This window comes from Bradyrhizobium sp., assembly GCF_036735945.1.
GTDB lineage: Bacteria > Pseudomonadota > Alphaproteobacteria > Rhizobiales > Xanthobacteraceae > Bradyrhizobium.
The window spans coordinates 1-7,575 of record NZ_DAINNI010000178.1 but is presented as its reverse complement, the minus strand read 5'-3'; the positions used below and the strand labels follow the sequence as shown (position 1 = coordinate 7,575).

Below are 7,575 nucleotides of genomic sequence, written 5' to 3'. Positions count from 1 at the left end.
AGCACGATCACGGTGAGGCCGGCGTTGGAGCGGTCCTCGGCCACCACGCTCTGGATCAGGGCGCATTGCTCGCCCTGAGCGCCGGGCGGGGTGTCGCAGCGGATCTGCCAGTCGCCATGGACCGAACGCACGGCGCCTTGCGCGCTCGCCGCCCGGGTCAAGCCGAACTGGAAGGCCAGGAACAGGAGAGCCACGAGCAGGCCGCCGAGCCAGCGGGCCGGTTCCAAGCGATATCCCGCCTGATGTTTTGAACGCCCCATCGGGGTCAATCCTCTCGCGATTTCCGGCAGTGCCGGTGACGTTTTTCCGGCCCAGGCCGGGAGCATACATGTAATTGGACCCGATCGGACTGATACGCAATGACGGCGCCTTGAAGGCGGCCGGAGTGCCAATCCACGCCGTCCAGGCGCGTTCCGGCGCCCGAATCAGCTTGCCCGGGAGCGCGATGACTTTGCCTACATCCGGCAACCGGGCTGTCAAGCGGCGGGGGCGCACGAAATGGCGGGATTTCGCGAATTTGCCGGGAAAATACAACACTCGGCGAATAGCAGGTGACGCATGGCGTTGCCCCCCACTAGTGCATTGCGAGACCCCAAGAATTATGGTTTGAGAGGCTGGATTTCGACGCGTTCTAACGATCGGCTCAAGGGTACTGTAGCAATACTGTTGCAGGTACTTTCGAAGGTGGACTTCCAAAGTACCTCCGGTAGGCCGTTTGTGAGGGCGATCGTGGCGGCATTCCCGGCCATCCGGCGGGAATGCGTTGGGACTATTCTTTAGGGAGCGCGAGCGGCATGAAGATGTCGAATGGCCAGATGGGCCGGCGATTGCTGGGGTTGACGGTGGCGGGCATGGCGCTTGCGACCGGTGGTGCGGCTTTGGCGGCCCAGCCCAAGCCGTGGGAAATCACGCTGCAGGAAGCGGCCACCCCGGTGATGGAAAACATCATCAGCTTCCATAATTTGCTGCTGGTGTTGATCACCCTGATCACCCTGTTCGTGCTGGCGCTGCTGATCATCGTGGTGATCAAGTTCAACGCGAAGTCCAATCCGGTCCCCTCGCGGACCACCCACAACACCCTGATCGAAGTGGCCTGGACGCTGATTCCGGTGCTGATCCTGGTCGGCATCGCGGTGCCGTCGTTCCGCCTGCTGTTCCAGCAGCTCGACATTCCGAAGGCCGACCTCACGGTCAAGGTCACCGGCAAGCAGTGGTACTGGAGCTACGCCTATCCGGATAACGGCAAGTTCGAATTCGATTCGCTGATGGCGCAGGACAAGCAGCCGCGCCTGCTCGGCGTCGACAACGAGATGGTGGTGCCGGTCAACAAGGTGATCCGCGTCCAGACCACCGGCGCAGATGTCATCCACGCGTTCGCCGTGCCGTCGTTCGGCATCAAGATCGATTCGATCCCCGGCCGTCTCAACGAGACCTGGTTCAAGGCGACCCGGGTCGGCATGTTTTACGGCCAGTGCTCCGAACTGTGCGGCAAGGACCACGCCTTCATGCCGATCGCCGTGAGGGTGGTGAACGATCAGGAGTTCGCGGCCTGGGTCGAGGCGGCGAAGAAGAAATTTGCCACCAACCCGGCGAACACCTACGCCTCGGCTGGTGGTCAGGCCGCGCAGTAAGGCGCGGTCAAGGGACGAGCAAGCGACAAGGGCGACGGGACCTGAAAGGGTCCGCAAAGGGACTGCAAGGCAGGATTTCAAAATGGCAACGACCGCAGCGACACACCACGATCACGCCCATGACGACCATGCGCATGCCAACCCGACCGGATGGCGGCGCTGGGTCTATTCGACGAACCATAAGGACATCGGCACGATGTACCTTATCTTCGCGATCTTCGCGGGCATCATCGGCGCGGCGATGTCGATCCTGATCCGCGTCGAGCTGATGTATCCCGGCGTCCAGATCTTCCACGAATCCCACACCTACAATGTGTTCGTGACCTCGCACGGCCTGATCATGATCTTCTTCATGGTGATGCCGGCGATGATCGGCGGCTTCGGCAACTGGTTCGTGCCGCTGATGATCGGCGCGCCGGACATGGCGTTCCCGCGCATGAACAACATCTCGTTCTGGCTGCTGCCGGCGTCCTTCGCGCTGCTGCTGCTGTCGACCTTCGTCGAGGGTGAGCCGGGCGCCAACGGCGTCGGCGCGGGCTGGACGATGTACGCGCCGCTGTCGACCTCGGGCCATCCGGGGCCGGCGGTCGATTTCGCCATCCTGTCGCTGCATCTGGCCGGCGCCTCCTCGATCCTCGGCGCCATCAACTTCATCACCACGATCTTCAACATGCGCGCGCCGGGCATGACCCTGCACAAGATGCCGCTGTTCGTGTGGTCGATCCTGGTGACCGTGTTCCTGCTGCTGCTGTCGCTGCCGGTGCTCGCCGGCGCCATCACCATGCTGCTCACCGACCGCAACTTCGGCACCACCTTCTTCGCCGCCGACGGCGGCGGCGACCCGGTGCTGTTCCAGCACCTGTTCTGGTTCTTCGGTCACCCCGAAGTGTACATCCTGATCCTGCCGGGCTTCGGCATCATCAGCCACATCGTCTCGACCTTCTCGCGCAAGCCGGTGTTCGGCTATCTCGGCATGGCCTACGCCATGGTCGCGATCGGCGGCATCGGCTTCGTGGTGTGGGCGCATCACATGTACACGGTCGGCATGTCGTCGGCGACGCAGGCTTATTTCGTCGCCGCCACCATGGTGATCGCGGTGCCGACAGGCGTGAAGATCTTCTCCTGGATCGCCACGATGTGGGGCGGCTCGATCGAATTCCGCACCCCGATGCTGTGGGCTATCGGCTTTATCTTCCTGTTCACGGTCGGTGGCGTCACCGGCGTCGTGCTGGCGAACGCCGGCGTCGACCGCGTGCTGCAGGATACCTACTACGTGGTCGCGCACTTCCACTACGTGCTGTCGCTCGGTGCGGTGTTCGCGATCTTCGCCGGCTGGTACTACTGGTTCCCGAAGATGTCGGGCTACATGTACAACGAGACCATCGGCAAGCTGCACTTCTGGGTCACCTTCATCGGCGTGAACCTGGTGTTCTTCCCGCAGCACTTCCTCGGCCTGTCGGGCATGCCGCGCCGCTACGTCGACTATCCGGACGCGTTCGCGGGCTGGAACCTGGTGTCCTCGGTCGGCTCCTACATTTCGGGCTTCGGCGTGCTGATCTTCATCTACGGCGTCGTCGACGCCTTCGCGAAGAAGCGGGCGGCCGAGGCCAATCCGTGGGGCGCCGGCGCCACCACGCTGGAATGGACGCTGCCGTCGCCGCCGCCCTTCCACCAGTTCGAAGTGCTGCCGCGCGTGCAGTAAGCAACATTTCGCGGCGCGCGCCCGTTGCGCGCCGCGGCCTTCATGAAGCGAGATCAATCTTGTCGGTAGTCGACCACAACGCCATCGATGTTCTCCCTCGGATTTCCGAGGCTGATGTCGGTGATTACCTCGCGCTGCTGAAGCCGCGGGTGATGTCGCTCGTGATCTTCACCGCGCTGGTCGGCTTCTTCATTGCGCCCGGCCATGTCCACCCCGTGATCGCCTTCACCTCGATCCTCTGCATCGCGGTCGGGGCCGGCGCCTCGGGCGCGATGAACATGGCCTATGAGGGCGACATCGACGCGTTGATGTCGCGCACCGCGAACCGGCCGATCCCGCGCGGACGGATCACCCAAAGCGAGGCGATGGCCTTCGGCCTGATCCTTTCGTTCTTCTCGGTGATGACGCTCGGCATCCTCGTCAACTGGCTGGCCGGCGCGCTGCTCGCGTTCACGATCTTCTTCTACGTGGTGATCTACACCATGGGGCTGAAGCGCTGGACCGCGCAGAACATCGTGATCGGCGGCGCCGCCGGCGCGCTGCCGCCGGTCGTGGCCTGGGCCGCGGCCACCGGTTCGCTGTCGATGGAGCCGGTGCTCCTGTTCCTCATCATCTTCTTCTGGACCCCGCCGCATTTCTGGGCGCTGGCGCTGTTCCGCAACGACGATTACGCCCGCGCCGGAATTCCGATGCTGCCGGTCGTCGCCGGTCCCGATGCGACGCGGCTGCAGATACTGCTCTACACGGTCGTGCTGGTCGCGGTCGCGGTCGCGCCCTGGCCGCTCGGCTATTTCGATGCGATCTATGGCGTCACCTCGCTGGTGCTAGGCGCCGGCATGATGTGGCTCGCTATCGAGGTCTACCGCCACCGCGAGGGCAAGCCGGCGGCCCGCGCGACGCGCCGGCTGTTCGCCTTTTCGATCCTGTACCTGTTTGCGCTGTTTGCGACGCTCCTGCTCGAGGTCGTGGCCCGCGCTGTTGTGCCTCTGATCGGGTAGGGGGCGCATGGAACGCGAATGGACGACAATCGCAAGCCAGATGGAATCGTCCTCACCGAGGCGCAGAAGCGCAGCCGCCGTCAACGCTCGATCGCGATTGCGCTCGCGCTTGGCGTCCTCGTCGTGCTGTTCTTCGCGGTCACCCTGGTCAAAGGGCCGGCCGTTCTCGTCCGGCCGATGTGACTGACATGGAAAACAGTCCGCAAATCCGCAAGCGCGAGACGGGGGGCGACAAGGCAGCTCCACGCCGCACGCTGTCGCGCGATGCGGTGGTCGCGTCGATCTGTGGCTTCGTCGTGGTGCTGATGGTCGGCGCTTCCTACGCGGCCGTGCCGTTCTACGACTGGTTTTGCCGCGCCACCGGCTTCAACGGCACCACGCAGGTCGCGACCGCGGCGCCGGCGGAAGGGCCGCTCGCCCGCAAGATTTCCGTGCGGTTCGACGCCAATGTCGGACCCGGCCTGCCCTGGAAGTTCGAGCCCGAGCAGAACGAGATCGAGGTCCGGATCGGCGAAGTCGTCACCGTCTTCTATGCCGTGACCAACCAGGCCGCGCGCACCACCACCGGGGTAGCCGCCTACAACGTCGCGCCGCTCACCGTCGGCGCCTATTTCCAGAAGATCAACTGTTTCTGCTTCAGCGAACAGACCATGGGCCCGGGCGAGAAGCGCGAGATGCCCGTGGTGTTCTATGTCGATCCGGCGCTGGCCAGGGACAGCGAGAACGACGGGCTGAATACCATCACGCTATCCTACACCTTCTATCCCGCGCGCGACGTGGCGCCGAAGCCGGTCGCGGCCGGCGAAGGCGACAAGCGCAAGGGAAGCTTGTGACGGGAAGCTTGTGACGGGACACGTTTGAGAAACCTGTGACCGCCGGATACCGTATCTGACGGCATCCGGATTTGAAATTTGAGACGAATATGTGCCGACGGGAACGGCACATGCAACGGAGAGACCGCAATGGCTACGGCGCACGCGAAGCACCACGACTACCACCTCGTCGATCCGAGCCCGTGGCCGGTCGTCGGCTCGATCTCGGCGTTCATCATGGCGGTGGGCGCGATCACGTGGATGCATCACATGTTCGCCGCGGCCCCGATCATCTTCGGCGTCGGCACCATCGGCGTGCTCTACACCATGGCGAGCTGGTGGGGCGACGTGATCCGCGAAGCCCAGTACAAGGGCGACCACACCCGCGTGGTGCAGATCAGCCACCGCTACGGCATGATCCTGTTCATCGCCTCCGAGGTGATGTTCTTCGTCGCCTGGTTCTGGGCCTTCTTCAATTCCGCGCTGTTCCCGGCCGACGCGGTCCATGCCACCCGCGACGCGGTGTTCGGCTGCGGTCCGGGCACGGCGATGGGCGCCTGCAGCGTGCCGGGCACCTGGCCGCCGAAGGGCATCGAGACCTTCGACCCCTGGCATCTGCCGCTCCTCAACACGCTGCTGCTGCTGACCTCGGGCACCACGGTGACCTGGGCTCACCACGCGCTGCTCGAGAACGACCGCCAGGGTCTGAAGTACGGCCTGATTCTCACCGTGCTGCTGGGGGCCGCCTTCACCTGCGTGCAGGCCTATGAATATGCCCACGCCACCTTCCACTTCTCGGGCAACATCTACGGCGCCACCTTCTTCATGGCGACCGGCTTCCACGGCTTCCACGTGCTGGTCGGCACCGTGTTCCTGCTGGTCTGCCTGATCCGCGCCTATGCCGGCCACTTCACGCCGAAGCAGCATCTCGGCTTCGAGTTCGCCGCCTGGTACTGGCACTTCGTCGACGTGGTGTGGTTGTTCCTGTTCATTTGCATCTACGTCTGGTTCCGCGGCGCGGGGGCGGCGGCCGGCGGCCACTAACAAGGCGTGACGTGCTAAAAGGGGCGGTCGGAGCGACCGCCCCTTTTGCTTTCTTCCTTCCTCCCGTGGTGGAGAGGGAACAGACAGAACATGACAGACGATGCGGCAGTCACGGTAACCCAGAGCGCGCTACGCGGCATCGCCTGCCGCTGTCCGCGCTGCGGCAAGGGCAAGCTCTACGCCGGCTTCCTCAACCTGCGCCCGAATTGCGAGGTTTGCGGGCTCGACTACGCCTTCATCGATTCCGGCGACGGGCCTGCGATCTTCATCATCATGCTGGCGGGCGCCATCGTCGTCACCGCGGCGCTGATCGTCGAGGTCAAGTATCAGCCGCCGTTCTGGCTGCATGCGGCGCTGTGGCTGCCGCTGATAGCGGCGACCACGCTGCTGCCGCTGCGCTCCATGAAGTCGCTCCTGATCGCGCTGCAGTTTCATCACAAGGCGGCGCCCGGCCGGCTGATCGATCGCGAGCCGAAATGACCGACCTCCCGTCGCGGCGGCAGCCGGCCGTCGGCTTCGCCATCTTTACGTTGGCCATGGTGGCGGTCTTCGTCGGCCTCGGGGTCTGGCAGTTGCAGCGCCGGGTCGAGAAGCATGCCCTGATCGCGCGGCTCAACGAACGCCTCGCGGCCGCGCCCGAGGCATTGCCGGCTGCGGCGCAATGGCCTTCGCTGACGCCTGCCAAGGACGAATTCCGCCGCGTCAGCTTCACCGCGACCTACGCGCCGCTGCCGGACGCGATGGTCTACAGCTCGGGCTCCGCGGTTCGCGACGACGTCTCGGGTCCCGGCACATGGGCGTTCCTGCCGGTGCTGACGGACGACGGCAACACGATCGTGGTCAATGCCGGCTTCGTCCGGAACACGATGCAGGACCGCAGCCAGCAGGATCGCGCCGTGCGCCGGCTGATCACCGGCGATCCCGTGCAGTTCACCGGCTATATCCGTTTTCCCGAAAGCGCGGGCGCGCTGACGCCGGACGAGAGCCCGGCAAAACGTCTCTGGTTCGCCCGCGATCACCTCGCCATGGCGCGCGCGCTCGGCTGGGGCGACGTCGGCAAGGCGGTCGCCCCGTTCTACATCGATCTGGAAACGCCGGTGCCGGAGAGCGGCATCCCGAAGCCCGGCGCGCTCTCGGTGCATCTCAAGGATGACCACCTGCAATACGCCATCACCTGGTTCGCACTCGCGGTTGCAGTCGTCATTGCCTTCGTCGTCTGGTGGCGCGGCTGGGCCTCGTAGACGGGGGCGTGGGCACGGCACTGCCGCCTCATCTCGATACGCCCCGTATTCAACCGGACTACCTGCCGGAACCATTGTTCTTCAGAATTGTTCTAACCCGTCTTCGCGGATTGGCGGGTTTTGAAGACACCCGGTCGTTATAAATCA

At 64.5% G+C, this 7,575-nt stretch carries 8 protein-coding genes and 1 pseudogene; 8 read left to right on the top strand and 1 reads right to left on the bottom strand.

Features of this window, described 5'->3' with window-relative positions; all coding sequences use genetic code 11:
* Positions 1-260, bottom strand: a pseudogene (locus V7E26_RS28070) (hypothetical protein); the annotation flags it as partial.
* 534 nt (positions 261-794) lie between these two features.
* Here V7E26_RS28070 and coxB point away from each other — a divergent pair.
* The 8 genes from coxB to V7E26_RS28030 all read left to right on the top strand — a co-directional run bounded on the left by coxB (position 795) and on the right by V7E26_RS28030 (position 7,428).
* Complete coding sequence (gene coxB / locus V7E26_RS28065) at positions 795-1,631, top strand: cytochrome c oxidase subunit II (protein WP_324422632.1); 837 nt, start codon at positions 795-797, stop codon at positions 1,629-1,631.
* A gap of 82 nt (positions 1,632-1,713) precedes the next feature.
* Positions 1,714-3,333 (top strand): cytochrome c oxidase subunit I, encoded by a 1,620-nt coding sequence (gene ctaD, locus V7E26_RS28060; protein WP_324422630.1) that lies wholly within the window; start codon positions 1,714-1,716, stop codon positions 3,331-3,333.
* 59 nt (positions 3,334-3,392) lie between these two features.
* Positions 3,393-4,331 carry a heme o synthase gene (locus tag V7E26_RS28055; protein ID WP_324422628.1) on the top strand — a complete coding sequence of 313 codons (939 nt, stop codon included), beginning with the start codon at positions 3,393-3,395 and terminating at the stop codon, positions 4,329-4,331.
* An 18-nt stretch (positions 4,332-4,349) separates the two neighbouring features.
* Positions 4,350-4,514, top strand: coding sequence for a CoxF protein (locus V7E26_RS28050; protein ID WP_324422626.1), 165 nt, complete (start codon positions 4,350-4,352; stop codon positions 4,512-4,514).
* A 5-nt stretch (positions 4,515-4,519) separates the two neighbouring features.
* Complete coding sequence (locus V7E26_RS28045; RefSeq protein ID WP_324422624.1) at positions 4,520-5,164, top strand: cytochrome c oxidase assembly protein; 645 nt, start codon at positions 4,520-4,522, stop codon at positions 5,162-5,164.
* A gap of 129 nt (positions 5,165-5,293) precedes the next feature.
* On the top strand, positions 5,294-6,187 hold the full coding sequence (locus tag V7E26_RS28040) for a cytochrome c oxidase subunit 3 (protein ID WP_324422622.1): 894 nt from the start codon (positions 5,294-5,296) through the stop codon (positions 6,185-6,187).
* 90 nt (positions 6,188-6,277) lie between these two features.
* On the top strand, positions 6,278-6,667 hold the full coding sequence (locus V7E26_RS28035) for a DUF983 domain-containing protein (protein WP_324422620.1): 390 nt from the start codon (positions 6,278-6,280) through the stop codon (positions 6,665-6,667).
* Positions 6,664-7,428 carry an SURF1 family protein gene (locus tag V7E26_RS28030; RefSeq protein WP_324422618.1) on the top strand — a complete coding sequence of 255 codons (765 nt, stop codon included), beginning with the start codon at positions 6,664-6,666 and terminating at the stop codon, positions 7,426-7,428. The genes V7E26_RS28035 and V7E26_RS28030 overlap by 4 nt, the downstream gene beginning before the upstream one ends.
* Positions 7,429-7,575: the final 147 nt, after the last annotated feature.